General features: G+C 46.5%; 10 protein-coding genes. All 10 read left to right on the forward strand.

Annotation, left to right across the window (positions count from 1 at the left end; all coding sequences use genetic code 11):
• The first annotated feature begins 445 nt into the window (after positions 1 to 445).
• A complete protein-coding gene (locus tag ACFQ21_RS19095) occupies positions 446 to 2,923 on the forward strand; it encodes a glycoside hydrolase family 2 protein (RefSeq protein WP_377581239.1) in 2,478 nt (825 codons plus the stop codon).
• Between the two features lie 392 nt (positions 2,924 to 3,315).
• Positions 3,316 to 3,453, forward strand: a complete 138-nt coding sequence (locus ACFQ21_RS19100; protein WP_377581242.1) for a hypothetical protein — start codon at positions 3,316 to 3,318, stop codon at positions 3,451 to 3,453.
• Entirely contained in the window at positions 3,450 to 6,623 is a 3,174-nt protein-coding gene (locus tag ACFQ21_RS19105; RefSeq protein ID WP_377581245.1) for a SusC/RagA family TonB-linked outer membrane protein, read from the forward strand. The genes ACFQ21_RS19100 and ACFQ21_RS19105 overlap by 4 nt, the downstream gene beginning before the upstream one ends.
• 10 nt (positions 6,624 to 6,633) lie before the next feature.
• Entirely contained in the window at positions 6,634 to 8,127 is a 1,494-nt protein-coding gene (locus tag ACFQ21_RS19110; protein ID WP_377581248.1) for a RagB/SusD family nutrient uptake outer membrane protein, read from the forward strand.
• Between the two features lie 226 nt (positions 8,128 to 8,353).
• On the forward strand, positions 8,354 to 10,915 hold the full coding sequence (locus tag ACFQ21_RS19115; RefSeq protein ID WP_377581252.1) for a glycoside hydrolase family 95 protein: 2,562 nt from the start codon (positions 8,354 to 8,356) through the stop codon (positions 10,913 to 10,915).
• A 23-nt stretch (positions 10,916 to 10,938) separates the two neighbouring features.
• Positions 10,939 to 12,852, forward strand: coding sequence for a glycoside hydrolase family 97 protein (locus ACFQ21_RS19120; RefSeq protein WP_377581255.1), 1,914 nt, complete (start codon positions 10,939 to 10,941; stop codon positions 12,850 to 12,852).
• 68 nt (positions 12,853 to 12,920) lie between these two features.
• Positions 12,921 to 14,048: a glycoside hydrolase family 88/105 protein gene (locus ACFQ21_RS19125; RefSeq protein WP_377581258.1), complete on the forward strand. Its 1,128-nt coding sequence runs from the start codon at positions 12,921 to 12,923 to the stop codon at positions 14,046 to 14,048.
• Positions 14,049 to 14,141: 93 nt separating this feature from the next.
• The gene (locus tag ACFQ21_RS19130) at positions 14,142 to 15,569 is read left to right on the forward strand and encodes an alpha-L-fucosidase (protein WP_377581262.1); all 1,428 of its coding nucleotides are present in this window, start codon (positions 14,142 to 14,144) and stop codon (positions 15,567 to 15,569) included.
• Between the two features lie 35 nt (positions 15,570 to 15,604).
• Positions 15,605 to 17,926 (forward strand): GH92 family glycosyl hydrolase, encoded by a 2,322-nt coding sequence (locus tag ACFQ21_RS19135; protein WP_377581265.1) that lies wholly within the window; start codon positions 15,605 to 15,607, stop codon positions 17,924 to 17,926.
• A 139-nt stretch (positions 17,927 to 18,065) separates the two neighbouring features.
• The gene (locus tag ACFQ21_RS19140; protein WP_377581268.1) at positions 18,066 to 19,127 is read left to right on the forward strand and encodes a 2-hydroxyacid dehydrogenase; all 1,062 of its coding nucleotides are present in this window, start codon (positions 18,066 to 18,068) and stop codon (positions 19,125 to 19,127) included.
• The last annotated feature ends 7 nt before the right edge of the window (positions 19,128 to 19,134 follow it).

A 19,134-nucleotide genomic window follows, 5' to 3' on the forward strand; every position in this document is an offset into this window, starting at 1 on the left:
TGGTGTAGTAACCTAAATTATGAACATTTGCATTCAAAAGGAAACGTTCGTGTCAGGGAGCAGACCAAAGCTTTCGTCAGAGTATATAAATGAGGATCACGAACGGATTTTGCACCTTATTGAGCAATCCGTACACCTTTTTAATGTGCCGGAATTTTTTTTGCGTGTGCATAAACGAAGTGAATACAGGCACCCGGTGGAACCTTGATGTATTACTGAACGGTTTCTTTACCTCAACGAATGGTTTGCATACCTGCCGGTTGAAACAAACGGTGCATCTTGTGTGCGTTTAACCACACCGTTAGAAATGCATGAAAACAGATGAAGAAAGGCGGATACGCCACGTGAGGATCATTGAAAGCATCATGATGTTTTTACTCGTAACCATGCTGATGGTGCTGCTCGTGATAACGCTGTAATGAATAGACGTGTATAGAAAGCAAGTATGATAAAGAAGTTTATAATCAATAGTATAGTAATCGCATTGACCGTTGTTCTTGCACATGCGCAGGGACAGCGTACCCGTTTGATCAACGATTGGAAATTTTTCAGAGGTGATCTTGGCGGTATATGGGAAGCCGTGCGTACGGTAGGTGAGGGTGCTCCGGAAAGTGTTCCCGCCTGGACGGATGTTACCTTGCCGCATTGCTTCAATGCCGAAGATGCTGTTGATCCGGATGTATCGTATTACCAGGGCGCAGGCTGGTATCGAACATTAATACCCATAACCAATCCATATAGTAAAGGACGAACGCTTTTGCATTTCGAAGGTGCCGGGCAGAAAACGGAAGTATATATTTATACCACACGAGTGGGTTCCCATGTGGGTGGCTATGACGAATGGACTGTTGACATAACCGATGCTGTAGAAGCGGTTCAGAAAAATGAAGCGTTGCAAAAACAGTTTGGCGGAAAGATACCGCTGGTGATCCGCTGCGATAATTCCCGTGACCTGGAGATGATTCCTTCGAACCTTTCTGATTTCAACGTATACGGAGGAATGATGCGTTATCTGAACCTGGTATATACACCCCGAGCATCTGTGAATCACCTGTCGATAGCATCGCAGGTAACGGAACAAGGTATAGCATTGCTGCAGGTAAAAACAGAATTACGGAATAGCGGACAAGCTAGTGCCACACTGGATATACAATTGATTTCGCCCGCTGGTAAAGTAATCGAACGACAGCGCGCATCGCTTACTGCAAAGGATTCTCTGTATACCTGGAATGCTACTTTAAAAAAGCCGCAACTGTGGTCGCCCGCACAACCCTACCTCTATACGGTGGAAGCGAAACTTACATCTCCTGCTGGTGTGCATATATATAGCGAGAAGACCGGCATTCGCAGTTTTACCTTTGAGGATCACGGACCATTTCTGCTCAATGGCAAGCGCCTGCTGCTGCGCGGAACACATCGTCATGAAGATCATGCCGGTGTAGGCGGTGCCATGACGGAAGCGATGATCCGCCAGGAAATGATCATGATGAAAACGATGGGGGTGAACTTTATACGTTTGGGACATTATCAGCAATCGCGTATCGTTTTAAATCTGTGCGACAGTCTGGGTATTCTGGTGTGGGAAGAGATACCCTGGTGTCGCGGTGGATTAGGTGGCGATGTATATAAAGCGCAGGCGCGCAGAATGCTTACCAACATGATCCGTCAGCATTATAATCATCCCTCTGTTATACTCTGGGGATTGGGAAATGAAAATGATTGGCCTGGTGACTTTCCTGAATTTGACAAAGCAAAGATCCGAGCATTCATGATAGAACTGAATGATCTCGCACATGCTACCGACCCCTCGCGCAAAACTGCTATCCGCCGGTGCGACTTTTGTAAAGATATAGTAGATGTATATTCTCCTTCCATCTGGGCCGGTTGGTACAGGGGGCGCTATACCGAGTATAAAGAAGTATCGCGAAAGGAGTTTGAAGGTGTAAAACATTTTCTGCATGTAGAGTGGGGAGGCGATAGCCATGCAGGACGACATTCGGAAGAAGCCGAGACCGTGGTTGAGAAAATTACAACGGGCAGCGGAGCAGACGAGCGCAAAGGTGATGCTTCGCTATATGGTGGCAGCACACGTGTCTCAAAAGATGGCGATTGGAGCGAGACCTATATCTGCAATCTTATCGACTGGCATTTGAAAGAACAAGAAACCATGCCGTGGCTTACCGGTACAGCATACTGGCCGTTCAAGGATTTTTCAACACCCGTGCGCCCTGATAATCCGGTGCCGTATGTAAATCAGAAAGGTGTTGTAGCACGCGACTTTACTCCCAAAGAATCATACTATGTGTTTCAATCATACTGGACCGATAAGCCGATGGCGCATATATATGGACACACATGGCCGGTGCGCTGGGGCAAAGCAGGCGAACAGAAAATGGTAAAGGTATATTCCAACTGCGATGAAGCCGAGTTGTTTGTGAATGGAAAAAGTTATGGTATAAAAAAACGCAACAGTCAGGACTTCCCTGCTGCTGGTTTGCGTTGGATGGTTTCCTTTGCCAATGGAAATAATATACTCCGGGTAAAAGCGCGTAAAGATAAAGTTGTAATTGAAGATGAGATCACTCAGCGCTATCAGTCGGAGTCGTGGGGTAATCCTGCGAAACTTGTAGCAGAGAAGATCGGCTCTGATGGCGATACGGTTACGGTACAAGTAAAACTTGTCGATGAAAATAATATACTCTGCCTGGACGCCCGCAATTGGATATACTTTTCACTGGCAGGTGAAGGTAAGCTGATTGATAACCTGGGAACATCATCAGGTTCCAGGCAAGTGCAAGCCTACAATGGTCGTACTGTTATAAAACTGGATACGAATGCGGGTAAAAATATACTGTGTGTTCAATCGCCTGGTCTGCCTGTAATCTTTTTGAATCTGGCCGAGTTAAAAACCGCAGCACCGTAGCGGGCTGTTAGGAGTCATACATGATCTGAATATATACCTGTGCCGTTCTGCGCTGCGGAAACGGATTGTCTCTTTATGTCTTTTAAAGTATATCCAGCCGAATCGCCAGACCGTGATACTATATTTATTGCGGTGAATTTTATTTTTCGGAGATATACATCATCGCACGTGGACTTCCTGCCCGATAATGTGTGGCATTTCGATCTATACTGCTAAAAATCCATGCTACGAACGATTTCTTCCTGTATTTGAACAGTTTTTATACCCCGATAATAAACGTTTAGGCGCAAAATTGAGCCATGCATCAAACGATTGCGTAAGGAAGTAATTTTCATCGCGTGATCTGTCGGTGCAGGTAAAATATACCACGAAGCCCTAAACCATCATTTGTTATGAAACACAATCCAGTGAATTCAGCCGGTATAGTAACAACGGGTATGCGGTTGTTACTCCGGTCCGGTATATGTCATTTGAGACATATAGCACAGCACACGAATCCAGTTTCGGAAACTAAACCTGTATGCGTATGAAAAGAATATTACAAGATAGTATAAACACGCTGCGTATAGGATTTGGACTCACTGCGGTAGTATTGCTCTTTTGCCAGGCATCGCAGGCACAACAGGTAAAAGGAAAGATTGTTTCGGATGACGGCAGTGAACTACCCGGTGTCAGTGTTATGATTGAAGGAACTGCTACCGGTACAACTACGGATGCGCTGGGAGAATATAGTCTCACGGTATCCAATCCGGATGCTATACTTGTCTTTTCATTTATAGGCTATAAGACACAACGTATTCCGCTCGAGGGAAAGACAACGCTCAACATAACCCTGCAGCCCGATGTACAAACACTCAGTGAAGTGGTGGTGGTGGGCTATGGAACACAGAAGAAAGTAAATATGACCGCAGCTGTATCAACTGTAGCGGGAGAGGAGATCACTACGCGGCAGGCGCCGAGTACTGTAGCGCTGTTGCAAGGTCGCACTCCGGGTTTACAGATCACACAGAACTCTTCGGCACCGGGCGATGAAAGTAACCAGATACGCATTCGCGGACAAGGTACATTCAGTTCTGCCGGAAGTAATCCGCTGGTGCTGATCGATGGTGTGGAAGGTAAACTTGAATTGCTAAACCCGAATGTGATTGAAGATATATCCGTACTGAAGGACGCTGCATCGGCTGCTATATATGGTTCACGTGCTGCGAATGGAGTTATACTCGTAACAACCAAGAAAGGGAAAGAAGGCCGGCTCAGCATCGACTATAACTATAATTACTCTACGCAGAATCCTTCGATCAAGACCGACCGGGTAACGAACTCCGTAGAGTATATGGAGCTGATGAACAAGGCGATCGATCACTCCGGCCGGCAAACACAGTGGCGCTATACCGATGAACAGATTGAAATGTACCGGCAGGGTGCTCTTACAGATCCGGCTCAATACCCAAGCGCTGATTGGACAAGTTATCTTATTCGCAGAGCACCCATTCAGAAACACTTTTTGAGTGTGAATGGTGGTAAGGTCGGCACAACGTTTAATGTAGGCTTTGGTGTGCTGGATGAGACAGGCCTGCTGCTTGCCACTGACTATAAACGTTACGATGCGCAGGTAAACTTCAAAACAAATTTAGGAAGCCGCGTAACGTTTGGCAGTAACATTTCCATGGCGCGCGGTAAGCGACACGATACTGCACTCACAACTGGTAACACCGGTCCGCAGTTAATCGATTCAAACAGTTCGGAAGATCAGATGCTCTCTGCGTACGCAGCACCACCCACCAGCACACCGCAACTTGCCGATGGCAGTGGCAGATATACCGCGTATGCTTTTCAAAACAAAGGCGGTAACAAAAATCCAATTGCTATAGCAACAGCAGGAGGGGGCAAAGAATTTGTGAACAGCTATTTGTTATTCAGTCCTTATCTCAATGTATCCATCATCGAAGGACTGAGTGCAGAAGTAAAAGGATCGGTTCGTTTTGAAGAAGAGATGGGTAAAGCACTTGTTGTCTCATCCGTAGGATATGAATTCTTTCCGGATGCCAACGGTATACACAACCAGGGATCCGTTTGGAACGGAGGTGCACATTCACTTGCACAACGTAACACACGCGAGAACCAGTATACATTGTTTGGTACATTGAACTATACCAAAACATTTTCAACGGTACATTCAGTAAGTGCATTGGCGGGATATCAACAGGAGAGCTATCGCTATGATCGGCTTGATGCGTATCGTACCAAACTGCCTTCAACCGAGTTGTGGGAACTTGCTGTAGCTCCGGCTGCCAGCCAGACGAACGGAAGCAATGCATACGAGTGGGCTATACAGTCCTTTTTCGGAAGAGTAAATTATGACTTCGCAGGTAAATATCTTCTGGAGGCCAGCTTCCGCTACGATGCATCATCACGCTTTCCGAAGAATAACCGGTGGGCGTTGTTCCCTTCGGTATCCGGTGGATGGCGCATTACTGAAGAGCAGTTTATGAAAGGTATAGGCTGGCTGGATGAACTGAAAGTACGCGGCTCCTGGGGACAACTCGGAAATCAAAATATAGGTAACTATCCATACCAGAATATTCTGAATATATCCACTGCTCCTGACGATGAGACACTGGATTATAGCTTTAACGGTTCGCTGGCGCAAGGCATCAGCAGGCGCTCGATCAACAATGCAAATATTAAATGGGAGACAACAACGGTTACGGATTTCGGTTTGGACTTCGCACTTTTCAATGCAAGACTTACCGGTTCGGTTGACTGGTATAAAAAGACTACCAAAGATATACTTCGGAGTTTGCAGGTGCCGGATCACATCGGTATAAACGCACCGACTATAAATGATGGTATACTGGAAAATACGGGCTGGGAATTTATGCTGGGCCATCGTAACAAGATTGGTGAATTCAGCTATAGCATCAATGCAAACCTGGAGACATACCGGAATAAACTTATCCGTTTTGGTGCACGCGAGATCAGCGGTGTAAACATCCGGCAGGAAGGTCTTCCCTATAATACATATTATGTATTGATACAAGATGGTATATATCAGAACCAGGCCGAGATTGATAATGGCCCCACACCTTCGTATACGAGTATTGCACCCAAGCCGGGCGATCTCAAGTTCAAAGATATAAGCGGACCAGAAGGTATACCGGATGGAAGAATTGATCTCACATACGATCGGACAACCGTAGAAGGTGTCTTCCCGAAATTCAACTACGGTATAAATCTGTCGGCAAGCTATAAGTCATTTGACCTGAGTGTTTTTGTTCAGGGTGTATATGGACGAAAGACGTATGTGACCGGCTGGGGTGTATCGCCTTTCAACCAGGCATCTGCACCGCCTACGTGGTGGAAGACCGATGCCTGGGATGGCGAGGGAACATCCAATTCTATTCCACATGTATTCGTAGACAGTGGCTATACACCGAATTCGCAAAACTCAACGTTCTGGCTGGGCAATTCTTCATACATGCGTATCAAGAACATTCAACTGGGATATACTATACCAACTGCGTGGAGTCAGCGGGTAAAGATACAGTCGTTAAGACTATACGCATCGGCGGACAACCTGGTGACCTTTACCAAATTTTTCCAGGGACTTGATCCCGAGCGCACTGCCACCGGCTCGGCCCGCGCAGCTATTTACCCGCAGTCTACTTTGTATTCCTTTGGCGTACGTGCAACATTATGATATGATGACAATGAAACAAAACAGATATATATACCTGATTGCACTGGTTGCTATATTGACAGCCTGCAGCGATCTGCTGGATAAGGAACCGCTTACGCAAATTGATTCGAAAGATTTCTGGAAGACCGAGCAGGATGCACAGGCTGCGTTAACGGCTTCGTACTCCGGTTACCGTACCAGTATATTTGGTTCGGTACGTGGAGCCAACGGTGTGGCTATGGACATTGAAGCTCTATCGGACAACGCGATCATTACTTCAAGCTTTGCCGGGTATCAGGGCATCATGCAGGGGGGAATCAATCCCAGCACCGGAGGTGCGATCAATCAGTTCTGGAGCGATTGTTACAATGCTATAGCTAAGGCAAATTACTTCCTCGATAATATCGACCAGGTAAAAGGTATACTTTCAGAAACCAACTATAACAAGTATAAAGGTGAAGCACTCTTTAATCGTTGCTATTTCTATAATGAACTGGTGCAGCTATACGGAGATGTTCCCCTCGTGCTGACATTGCAACAGGGTATAGAAGGAGATTACAATCAGACACCCCGTACGCCTAAAGCGCAGATCGTGGAGCAATTGCTGCACGATATTGATATCGCTATAGCGGGATTGCCCAATGTTGCCTATACCGATGGACATGCCGTGAGGGGAAGTGCAATTATGCTGAAGGTACGTATACTGATGAATAATCAGCGCTTTGCCGAAGCAGCCGATGTAGCCTGGAGTCTCATTGGTGATTCACAGAATCCGTTCAGGCTGCATACAAGTTATTCCGGTATATTTTTTAATGAGCAGAAGAACAATCCGGAGATCATGTTCTCCGTAATGTATACCGCACCGGATGATTATCATCAGCTCGATCAGTATGTAAGCAGTCGCATGTCGGTTTTCCCGACACCGCAGTTGCGAGATTCGTATGAGATCAATCCGGATACAGGACAAAAAGATCCGCGCCTGAAGATGACTATATTTCAGAGCGGAGATCCGTGGATCAATAATACCAAGACGGGTACTTTCTCCAACGATGGTCGTGTCTCCGAAAGTGCTATACCCTTTACAAACATGGCTTTCAAAAAATGGATTGATCCGACCATACGCACAGCCAACTCTTCGAACCTTAGCGATCAGGATATAGTAAAGATGCGCTATGCCGATTTACTCCTGCTATATGCCGAAGCGATGTTTGAAAGTGGACAGGTGTCCGACACGCGTGCCTTGGATGCGTTGAATGCAGTGCGCACCCGCACCGGAGTAAATATGCCACCTAAAACAGAACTCACACAGGAGAACATCCGGAATGAAAGAAGAGTGGAGCTTGCTTATGAGGGATTACGTTTCAATGATCTGCTTCGCTGGGGCATTGCCGATGAAATCATTCCTACGATTCAGTATCATCAGAATGGAAGCAAGCGAAAATTTGATGGATATCTCTGGCCTATTCCACAATCACAAATGGACATTATGCAAGGCGTGTGGCAGAATAATCCACCGTGGCAATAGATAGATAGCATGGTAAATTTCATAAGGGAGTTACGTTAGCGGCTATTCAGAATCCAGGGCCTGACATGCGAGGGCTCTGGTATTTTGGAACACACCTAAAGATGTAAAGGAACTGTATAGTGTAACGAATAAATTTTAAAATAGGACATGCAGCGCAAAATAAAATCTGAAAGTACTGTAAGGGAAATGGTCCATTTTATAGTCTGTTGAAGAGGAGGGTTAGTACATGCTACAAAGAATATGTATTTTTATTTTTGTTTACTTTCTGGTATATATAGCGAGTGCACAACCGGCAGCACAAAAGCTGCCACTTTCTCTTTGGTATACACAACCTGCTAAAGCATGGGAGGAAGCATTGCCGTTAGGTAATGGTAAAACTGGAGCCATGGTGTTTGGTGGGGTGCAGCACGAACGCCTGCAGTTGAATGACAATACGCTGTGGTCGGGCTATCCGGATCCGGGTAACAATCCAAATGCTATTAAATATTTGCCGCTTGTACGAGAGGCTGTAGCAGAAAGTAACTACGCGCTGGCAGAAGCATACTGGAAGAAGATGCAAGGCCCTTACTCTGCGCGTTACCTGCACATGGCTGATCTCTTTCTTGATTTTTCCCTGGAGGACACTGTAGCGAGAAAGTATAATCGTTCCCTCGATCTGGCTTCCGCTATAACTAAAATCACTTTTACAACGGGTGGGGTAGTGTACAATCGCGAAACTTTCATTAGCCATCCCGACAATGTATTGATGATGCAGCTCACCGCCAGTGAGAAGAGAAGTATATCTTTTCAGGTGCGCCTTCAGAGTAAATTAAAGTACAAGGTTCAATCGCAGCAGGGCGGCTACCTTATCCTTCGCGGTAAAGCTCCTATGCATGTCGCTAATCGAGAGTCCGAACCTCTTCAGGTAGTATATGATGACTGGACCGGTGAAGGAATGAACTTCGAAGTGCATTTACAGGTAAAAGCGAAAGGAGGAACAGTCACGGCCTCCGATACTAGTCTATCTATATCAAAAGCCGATGCTGTAACGATATACCTCACGGAAGCAACAAGCTTTAACGGGTATAACCGATCCGCGGGATTACAGGGTAAAGATCCTGCAACGGAGGCACGCCTATATATGAATGCTGCTTCACAGAAATCATTTGAGCAACTCAGGGCTATACATCTGGCGGATTATCAATCGCTCTTCAATCGTGTAATACTTGATCTCGGCAATGTCCGCGAAGCACAAAAATTACCGACAGATAAGCGCATGCAGCGGTTTAATCAGGGACAATCCGATCCTAACCTGGTAACACTATATTATCAGTATGGACGTTACCTCTTGATTTCCAGCTCGCGTGCCGGGGGGCTGCCTGCGAATCTTCAGGGCATATGGAACGATCACGTGAAGCCACCGTGGGGAAGTAATTATACCACGAACATCAATACCGAAATGAATTACTGGCTCGCGGAGACAACCAATCTTTCGGAATGCCATATACCCTTACTGGATTTTATAGCACAGCTCGCGTTGAACGGAGCTGAGACAGCGCGCATCAATTATGGTATAACGGAAGGATGGTGTGCACACCACAACTCGGATGTATGGGCGAAGACATCTCCTCCCGGTGGATATGAATGGGACCCGCGCAGTCAGGCACGGTGGGCATGCTGGCCGATGAGTGGTGCCTGGTTCAGTACGCACTTGTGGGAACACTATATATTTACCGGTGATACAAAATTTCTGAGCGATAAAGCGTGGCCCCTGATGCGCGGAGCTGCACAGTTTCTGCTGGCATGGCTCGTGGAAGGTCCGGACGGGTACCTGGTAACCAATCCATCCACTTCACCCGAGAATGTTTTCAGGATCGATGGGAGAGAATACCAGGTAAGCATGGCTACGACCATGGACATCGCGATTACCCGACAACTCTTTGAAGACTGTCTGCGTGCAGCCACTGCGTTGGGTATAGACGATGCATTTACAAAACAGGTGAAACAGTCATTGGACAGGCTATATCCGTATCGCATTGGAAAACACGGGCAGCTACAGGAGTGGTTTAAAGACTGGGATGATCCGGCAGACAAGCATCGTCACTTGTCTCATCTCTTTGGTTTACATCCCGGCAATCAGATATCACCTGTGCGTACACCAGAGCTTGCAGCTTCAGCCAGGCAATCTTTACTGCAACGCGGAGATGTAAGCACGGGCTGGTCGATGGCATGGAAGATAAACTGGTGGGCGCGTTTGCTCGATGGTAATCATGCCTATAAAATTCTGAAGGACGGACTCACCTATATAGATCCGAAGGCAAAAAAGGAAACCATGGGTGGCGGTGGTACTTATCCCAATCTTTTTGATGCACATCCGCCTTTTCAGATCGATGGTAATTTCGGAGCTACAGCCGGTATAACTGAAATGCTATTGCAAAGCTATGACGGTGTATTGCATATACTCCCCGCACTTCCGGATGCATGGCCGGCGGGAAATATAGCCGGTATAAAAGCACGCGGTGCTTTTGAGGTAACTATAGCATGGCGTGACGGCAAACTTCAGAGGGCAACTATTTATTCTGAACAAGGTGGTCTGTGTCGCGTTCGCACAGCTATACCTGCAAAAGTATTGGAACCCGGAGTCTTTAAAGCAGAGGGTATAACTAGTAACCCGCTCACCGAAGCTGCTGCTGTACCTCCGTATAAGAAAAGCGCAGATGCTACCTTGGTTCCAATGAATAATAGCCAGCGTTATGAGCTGGAGATTTATACAGAGAAAGGAAAACGTTACACACTCGTACCGCAATAATTACTTTGCTAAAACTATATATTATGTTCATACGACTTGTTCCTATTGTCTTACTTGTATTTGCTTTTACTTCAGGATATACCTTGCAGAAGGAGGAGTGGAGCGTATCATCTCCGGATAAAAAAATTAACGTAGTGGTTTCGCGTTCCGGTACCCGGTTATCCTATGCTGTTGCGTATGAGAATCGGTCTGCACTTGAATCTTCGCCCCTTGGAATTGTACGCGATGATCACCAATTCTCCGAGAACCTGAAATTCGTTTCCAAAACTGAAACTACGCTTGATGAGGCGTATACCCTCACCGTTGGCAGGCGGCTTCAGTGTCGTAACCACGCACGTGAGCTTACTCTTGTCTTCGAAAATGAAAAGAAAGAAAAAGTACATATCATCTTTCGGGCATATAACGATGGCATAGCGTATCGCTATCATTTTCCGGGTAATGATAAAGCAGTGCATAAAATTACTCATGAAGAGTCGGGGTTTGCCATTCCAAAAAATGCAGTGGCATGGATACAGCCGTATGATATGAATGTACGAAAGAAGCCCTGCTACGAAGCGTTCTATGAAAATGGTATAGCAGTAGGAGGACAATCTCCGAATTCTGCGGGTTGGGCATTCCCGGCCTTGTTTAACGTTAACAACCTGTGGATTCTTATTACCGAAGCAGCGCTGGATGAGCATTATCCCGGCACACATCTTGAAGACAAGGATAACAATGCTATATATACCATTCGCTTTCCCGAGAAGGAAGAAGTAACCAGTGATGCCGATCCTGAGCCGGTATCAACGTTGCCGTGGACAACCCCGTGGCGTGCTGCTGTTATTGGCAACGCACTGGCTACTGTACAGGAGACTTCACTCGTAACAAATCTCAATCCTCCCGCTGTTATAAAAGATGTATCATGGATCAAGCCCGGCCGCTCAAGCTGGAGCTGGTGGTCTGCCGGAAGTACTACGCGCGACTTTGATGTCCAGAAAGCCTATATAGATTTTACAGCAGACATGACCTGGGAGTATACTTTGATCGATGCCGGCTGGCCCGAGATGAAAGGCGGAAGTATGGAGGAACTGATACAGTACGCGCGTTCTAAAAATGTAGGTATAGTATTATGGTATCATTCAGGAATGGGACGAGAGAAAGATACCCTGAGCTATGCAAATCTGATGGCATTTCCGGAAACACGTAAAAAAGAATTTCAGAAATTACAGCAATGGGGAGTAAAGGGTATTAAAGTAGATTTCTTCGATAGCGACAAGCAACCGGTTATTCAACGTTACTATGATATACTGCGCGATGCGGCTGAGTATAAAATCATGGTAAATTTTCATGGCTCAACATTGCCGCGCGGATGGGAGCGAACATATCCACACCTTGTCTCGATGGAATCGGTGAAGGGCGCTGAAGGTGCCGGCCGACAGGAGTTTTGTGATCGTGCACCGGTACACAATACCATTCTTCCCTTTACCCGGAATGTAGTGGGCTCCATGGATTATACTCCTGTTACTTTTACCAACAAGCGCGAAGCAAAACGTCAAACCACAGCTGCGCATGAGCTGGCCCTTGCCGTAGTGTTTGAGTCCGGTATATTTCATTTTGCCGATAACATGAAGTCATACCAGGAATTGCCGGATGAACCTAAAGATTTTCTGAGGAAAGTTCCTTCTACTTGGGATGAGACACGCTATATAGCGGGTACACCGGGTAAATATATTGTGGTAGCCCGCAGAAAAGGATCGGCCTGGTATATAGCGGGCATCAACGCGCAAACGGGTGAACAGGAAATTTCGCTTGAGCTGTCCTTTATTCAGAAAGACAAAAGCCTTCGCATCATCACAGACGGTACGGAACCCGGAACCTTTGCAACGCAAATCATAAAGACAAATGGTAAGAAGATTACGGTAAAGATACCAGCAAAGGGAGGTTTTGTACTTTATTAAAAAGACTGTCGGTGAAGAAGTCCATTATTACGTCATTATAGTTTAGTCGTTCAGTTAAAGTAAGCGTTATGAAAAATATAGGTATATATGTACTGTGTGTAGTGTTCGTTTCTGGTAGTGCAATAGCACAGTCGGATAAAGCGAATCTTACTACCTGGCCGAAAGGTTCTTCACCGGAAGAGATTGGTAAACGGGTAGCGGATCGTTTCATAGCAACACCGCATCCGAATTTCGGTCGACCAACCCCACCCAAAACCATTACCTATCCGGAAGTTTGCGCGTGGTATGGTGCACTTACATTTGAAAAAGAAAGCAAGAATAAAAAACTGAAACAAGCACTGATTGATCGCTTTGAACCCTTCTTCAGTACAGAGGCGTCACTCGTTCCAATACCCGATCATGTTGACTATACGGTGTTCGGATCTATACCCCTGGAACTATATATGCAAACCAAGGATCAGAAGTATCTGTACATGGGAAAGAGTATAGCCGATAAGCAGTGGGGACCGCCGGAAGGTCCGCGTGTAAAGGATGAGTCACATGTATTTTACAAAATGGGACACACCTGGCAAACGCGTTTGTGGATTGATGATATGTTTATGATCACGGCCGTACAGGCGCAGGCATATCGTGCTACGGGCGATCAGAAATATATAGATCGTGCGGCACGCGAGATGGTTATGTATCTCGATTCATTGCAGCGTCCGAATGGTTTATTCTATCATGCACCGGATGTCCCATTCTTCTGGGGGCGTGGTAATGGATGGATGGCGGCTGGTACTGCAGAATTACTTCGTTCGCTGCCACAGAACAATCCGGATCGCCCGCGTATTATGGAAGGCTATAAAAAAATGATGGCGACCTTATTACAATACCAGGCAGCGGACGGTATGTGGAGACAATTGATTGATGATGCCGAGTCGTGGCCCGAGACTTCGTCTACCGGTATGTTTACGTTTGCCATGATCACTGGTGTGAAGAACGGATGGCTGGATAAGGAAGTATATGGTGCCGCGGCACGCAAGGGCTGGCTTGCATTAATTACCTATATAGAACCGAATGGTGATATACGCGAGGTGTGTGAGGGAACGAATAAGAAGAATGATCGTCAGTATTATCTTGATCGGAAACGTCTGACGGGGGATATGCATGGGCAGGCTCCCGTGCTTTGGTGTGCTACGGCTTTGATGCGGTAGAGAGGATTTAAGATTGGAAGATTTAAAGATTATAAGATTGGAGAATTTTAAAAGATTGGGTTGGGGATATAGTATATATTAAATGATGATGTTATGAACAAGATTTTTTTGATTGGGGTAGTGATGGGGTGTTTGATGAATAGCTTATATGGTCAGGGGTTGGAGAAGGATGAGCGGATGGGGTGGTGGCGGGAAGCTCGGTTTGGGATGTTTATTCATTGGGGGGTATATGCTGTGCCGGCTGGTACGCATAATGGACAACAGATTAATCGTATCGGGGAGTGGATTATGAATCGGGGAAAAATACCGGTGACGGAGTATAAGCTGTATGCAAAACAATTTAATCCGGTCAAGTATGATGCTGATGCGTGGGTACGCATGGCGAAAGATGCGGGTATGAAATATATAGTCATTACATCGAAGCATCATGACGGTTTTGCTTTGTTCGATTCGAAGGTAACTACGTGGGACATGGTGGATGCTACGCCGTATGGTAAAGATCTCATTAAACCATTGGCAGATGCTTGTCGCAAGCATGGTATAAAGTTGGGACTATATTATTCGCATGCACAGGATTGGGTAAATCCCGGTGGCGCTGCGGCACGAAAGAAGACATCAGAAGGTTGGGCTAATCCTGACAGTGCCCGCATTGATGCTTATACTGAAGCGCATAGTGGTCATTGGGATCCGGCACAAACTACCCGTACGATGGAACAGTATATAAATGATATAGCGGTTCCGCAGGTAAAAGAGATACTTACCCAGTATGGAGACATTGCTGTGCTTTGGTGGGATACGCCTACCGGGATGACGGATGAATTTGCGGAAAAGTTCAAGGCCTTGCTTCCGTTACAGCCGCGCATGATCACCAACGACAGACTGAAGCGTCCGAATTACCCGGGTGATTTTAAGACACCGGAGCAGCGTATACCCGATCTCAGTGAGCTCGATGGTAAAGATTGGGAAACCTGCATGACAATGAATGGTACATGGGGCTATAAAAGTTATGATGATAAATGGAAGAGCTCAGAAACGTTGATTCGTAATTTACTGGATATAGCTTCAAAGGGAGGTAATTACTTGTTAAATGTAGGGCCGAAAGCTGATGGTGAGTTTCCGGCAGAGAGTATAGAACGGCTGAAGGATATAGGAGTCTGGATGAAGCTAAACGGCGAAGCTATATACGGCTCACAGGCATCGCCACTGGCCCCCTTGCCCTGGGGACGTTGCACGCAAAAGGAACAAAACGGAAATACAACACTATATCTGTCGGTGTTTGATTGGCCTGTCGATGGAAAATTGACCGTGCCGGACTTTCACAATGACGTTAAGAGTGCCGTACTGCTTGCATCCGGTAAAAAACTTTCAACGGGTATAGATAAAGATCAGTTGGTTATAACCTTGCCCGATAAAGCGCCCGATGCGATTGCTACGGTTATCAAGGTTGAAGTAAAAGGTATAGTTGACAAAAGTCAGGCTCCGCAGGTAAAGAAAGAGATGGAGGCAGGCGAAGTTCATTAGTAAACCTATATATTTGGGAAGTATAAATAGTATCTATGCTTTCCATATCGTCACTTCGCAGCGCGTGCATTGTTTCCGTTTTAGTATCGGGTGTATTTACATGGTCGTGTAATGAACGACATGCTCCTGAGCAGTCCGGGTTGATACAATACGTAGATCCGCTGGTAGGCACTGCCGCCAGCACTACCGAAAGCGCGCGTAAGCATAGCGAAGCCGGCTCTGAACTCAAAGGGCAAACTTTTCCTGCAGTCGGTGTTCCGCACGGTATGACACATTGGACACCGCAGACACGCGCTACCGAAAATAAATGTGTAGCACCATATTACTATCGCGACAGTTTGTTTCAGGGTTTTCGCGGAAGTCACTGGCTGAGCGGCTCCTGTACACAGGACTATGGCAGTGTTACCATCATGCCCATGATGGATTCACTTACAACAGATGCTGTACTGCGCGCATCTTCTTTTACCCATACCCGTGAAGTGTCGCGCCCTGATTATTACTCGGTATACCTGGACAAGTATAAAATCAATGCAGAAGTTACCGCTATATCCCGTGCTGCGATGATGCGCTTTACTCCGGATGCAGCCGGTGAAATGTATATAGTCATTGAACCTAACAGCGATGAAGGGGAGGGCTTTGTAGAGGTACATCCGGAGCAGAACGAGATTGTTGGTTACAATCCTGCGCACCGGATATACCAGGGGTGGGGAGAGACTGCCGGCTTCAGCGGGTATTTTGTAATTCAATTAGACACGGAGATAGAATTCTTCGGAACGTGGAATGGTGATAGTATACAGAACAATCGACTGTCAGCGAAAGGAAGTAAAAGTAATGTGGGGGCTTTTGTAAAAGTGCGTTCGCAGAGCAATACTGCTATACAGGTGAGAGTCGGCACATCGTTTACCAGTATAGACGGTGCACGCAAAAACCTGACTGCTGCTATAACAGACTGGAACTTTGCGACAATACAAAAAGCATCAGCCGAAAGCTGGAATAATGCGTTGCGTAAAATCGAAGTAAAAACGCAGCGCGAAGAAGATAAAAAATTATTTTATACAGCGCTATATCATGCCGAGTTGCTACCGCGCGTATTCAATGATGCGGATGGATCGTACCCTGAGTTTGGCGGCAGTGGAAAAATTGCTACCGTACAAGGACAAGATTATTACGATGACTTTTCCATGTGGGACACGTATCGAGCTGTGCACCCGTTGTTAACGCTCATTGAACCGGAGGCTTCGGAACACATGGTAAAATCACTGCTACTGAAAGCAGACCAGGGCGGGTGGCTCCCTATATTTCCATGCTGGAATAATTATACCGCGGCTATGATCGGTGATCACGGCATCGCGATGATCGGTGATGCTTTAATGAAGGGTATAGCGCCAGCCGAGGTCGAGCGTGCCTATACCATCATGCGCAAGAATGCTTTCGAACCCAATACCGATACAGCCAGCTATAAAGACGGTAAGGGCAGGCGCGCACTGGCATCGTATCTTCAATATGGATATATACCCTTGGAGGATTCCGTGTGGGACTCTTTTCACAAACGCGAGCAGGTTTCCCGTACACTCGAATATGCTTATGACGATTTTGTATTGTCTCAAGTAGCTAAAAAACTCGGACGCACAGACGATTATCAAAAGCTTGCACAACGTGCCGCTAACTACAAGAATGTGATCGATCCGGGGAGCGGCTATGCGCGCGGCCGCTATGCGAATGGAAAGTGGACAGAACCGTTTGATCCGGTTGCTGCACGCACACCCTATATCACCGAAGGTACTCCGGCCCAATATACCTGGTATGTACCACAGGATGTGCAGGGATTGATCGCTATAGAAGGCGGGAACGATCGATTTATAGCCAAGCTTGACACGTTGTTCGATCAGCGTTACTACTGGCATGGTAACGAACCTGGACACCAAACTGTATACCTGTATAATCATGCCGGTGCACCTTGGAAAACGCAAAGCAGAATTCCCGGTATCATTCGGGAAGAATATAGCATTGGGGCAGGGGGGTTGAGTGGTAATGAAGATGGCGGACAGATGTCGGCATGGCTGGTGTTTAGCATGATGGGACTTTATCCTACATGTCCGGGAGTTCCGTATTATGATATAGGCACTCCGTTGTTTGACGACATCAGTATTCACACGGGTTCTCACACATTTTCTGTTAAGACAGAGAATCGCAGTGCAACGCATCATTATATACAATCTGCAACCCTCAATGGTAAACCTTTTAACCGGACATACCTGCTGCACGAGGAAATTATTAATGGTGGAACACTGTTGTTAACCATGGGCCCTGAACCCAACAAGGCCTGGGGACGTGATGTTGCTGATATTCCGTATTGAAGTATAGCCTCGAAGAAACCTGACATTAATCAGTTTATCGTGTGATGCAGCTCATGCTTCAGGGTGTGATACTTGGATAAGTTTGTTATACAGACAAAGTCAGGATATAGGCGTCCTGTAAACGTATCCCATACCAAAAATGAAGACATTTGTATATAGCGCACATGCTTACGATCGACCCTTCCTCGAGCAAGCCGCGCGTAAACGACATGAACTGGTTTTTACGGAAGAGAAGCTCACATTGGCCACAGCGCACTATGCCTCCGGCTTTGATGCGATTGCCGTGTTTACCGCTGATGATTGCTCCGCCCCGGTATTGGACAAGCTTTATACACAAGGTATACGGTATATCGCGCTTCGTTCTGCGGGCTATGATCATATCGATTTGCATCATGCAGCAACATTGGGAATACGAGTGTCACACGTTCCCGAGTATTCGCCTTATTCTATTGCCGAGCACGCAGTTGCCATGCTGATGATGATGAACCGGAACTTGCTCGAGGCACAACGGTTGATGAAACTTCAGGATTTCCGATTGGACACGCTCACAGGTTTTGATATACATGGAAAGACTGTTGGTATTATTGGCACAGGTAAGATTGGTATAGCCTTCGCCCGCATCATGAAAGGCTTTGGTGCAACGGTGTTAGCCTGCGACCCCGTTCAGCATGCGGAAGCGGTTGCCCTCGGAGTACAATATGTATCCCTCGAGGAGTTGCTGCGCGGAAGTGATATTGTATCCCTGCATTGTCCGTTGAATGAAACGACCCGCTACCTCCTGTCGGCTAAACAATTTGAGTGGATGAAGGACGACAGTATTTTGATCAATACATCACGTGGTGCAATCGTCCATACAAAAGATCTCATTCAGGCACTCGAAGATAAAAAATTAGGAGGAGCCTGTCTCGATGTATATGAACGTGAGAAGGGCCTGTTCTTTGAAGACCATCGCCATGCGGTTATACAGGACGAAGACTTTCTGAAGCTGCGCAGCATGAAGAATGTACTGCTTACCGGGCATCAGGCTTTTCTTACCCGCGAAGCGCTCACAGGTATAGCAGAAACAACAATACAGAATTTAGATTACTGGCAGCTCGGATATAAATCTCCTTATGAGTTGCACGCGGACGAAACGTTCAGAGGAAGCTCTGCCAGGGCATCGGCTAAAGATTCGGGAAGTATAACGGTGTTATCGATTTGATCAGCAT

This window comes from Ohtaekwangia kribbensis (genome assembly GCF_042676245.1).
In the GTDB taxonomy this organism is placed as follows: Bacteria; Bacteroidota; Bacteroidia; order Cytophagales; family Cyclobacteriaceae; genus Ohtaekwangia; species Ohtaekwangia kribbensis.

Excerpts from the sequence above, each read along its gene's own strand:
- ACFQ21_RS19095 (WP_377581239.1), top strand. The coding sequence starts at position 446 with ATGATAAAGAAGTTTATAATCAATAGTATAGTAATCGCATTGACCGTT.
- ACFQ21_RS19100 (WP_377581242.1), top strand. The coding sequence starts at position 3,316 with ATGAAACACAATCCAGTGAATTCAGCCGGTATAGTAACAACGGGTATG.
- ACFQ21_RS19105 (WP_377581245.1), top strand. The coding sequence starts at position 3,450 with ATGAAAAGAATATTACAAGATAGTATAAACACGCTGCGTATAGGATTT.
- ACFQ21_RS19110 (WP_377581248.1), top strand. The coding sequence starts at position 6,634 with ATGAAACAAAACAGATATATATACCTGATTGCACTGGTTGCTATATTG.
- ACFQ21_RS19115 (WP_377581252.1), top strand. The coding sequence starts at position 8,354 with ATGCTACAAAGAATATGTATTTTTATTTTTGTTTACTTTCTGGTATAT.
- ACFQ21_RS19120 (WP_377581255.1), top strand. The coding sequence starts at position 10,939 with ATGTTCATACGACTTGTTCCTATTGTCTTACTTGTATTTGCTTTTACT.
- ACFQ21_RS19125 (WP_377581258.1), top strand. The coding sequence starts at position 12,921 with ATGAAAAATATAGGTATATATGTACTGTGTGTAGTGTTCGTTTCTGGT.
- ACFQ21_RS19130 (WP_377581262.1), top strand. The coding sequence starts at position 14,142 with ATGAACAAGATTTTTTTGATTGGGGTAGTGATGGGGTGTTTGATGAAT.
- ACFQ21_RS19135 (WP_377581265.1), top strand. The coding sequence starts at position 15,605 with ATGCTTTCCATATCGTCACTTCGCAGCGCGTGCATTGTTTCCGTTTTA.
- ACFQ21_RS19140 (WP_377581268.1), top strand. The coding sequence starts at position 18,066 with ATGAAGACATTTGTATATAGCGCACATGCTTACGATCGACCCTTCCTC.